Source organism: Flavobacterium maritimum (assembly GCF_040049085.1).
In the GTDB taxonomy this organism is placed as follows: domain Bacteria; phylum Bacteroidota; class Bacteroidia; order Flavobacteriales; family Flavobacteriaceae; genus Flavobacterium; species Flavobacterium maritimum.
In genome coordinates, this window is the sequence record NZ_JBDLZY010000041.1 from 1 (window position 1) to 552 (window position 552).

The following is a 552-nucleotide window of genomic DNA, read 5'->3' on the forward strand; positions in this document are numbered from 1 at the left end:
CTAAAAGGTAAATATGTAAATATTGGGAATACTAAAGATGCCTTTTATCAGTATGCCAAAAAGGAAGATTTGATTTTTAACCTTTCTCTTGGAGAAGAGATTACCATTCCTTTTCACTATGCTTATGAAATGGAAAAAGATGTTTTACCTCCAAAGGCGGACAAAAATATTTACGGTGAAACGGAAATCAAATATGAGTCATTGGTTAAGAATGCAGAAAAGCATACTGGCTTATTTTCCAATCAATTTCAGTACCTCAATGCATATCGCATTCAACCCGAATCTACCTATCCCAAAAGCAACAATGAAGTAGTTCAAAACAGGAACATAGGGATGAATGGCCAATATGCTGCACACTTTATCGAAACCTATTATGATGAAGAAGTGGCATTTGACAATATTCTACATCCAAAATCTTTTGTGGAGGACACCTTAATTAAAAAAATAACAGTTGATAAGACTTTAGGAAATCAAATTAACCTATGGTTAGGTGAAATTTCCCCGGGTATTAAAGTTGTAGCTACTTCAATAAATCAAGATGAGGTATTACTC

Annotated in this window: 1 pseudogene; it reads left to right on the plus strand. The window is 33.7% G+C overall.

The window, feature by feature from the left end:
* Positions 1–552 (plus strand): annotated as a pseudogene (locus tag ABEB23_RS18195) (hypothetical protein); the annotation flags it as partial.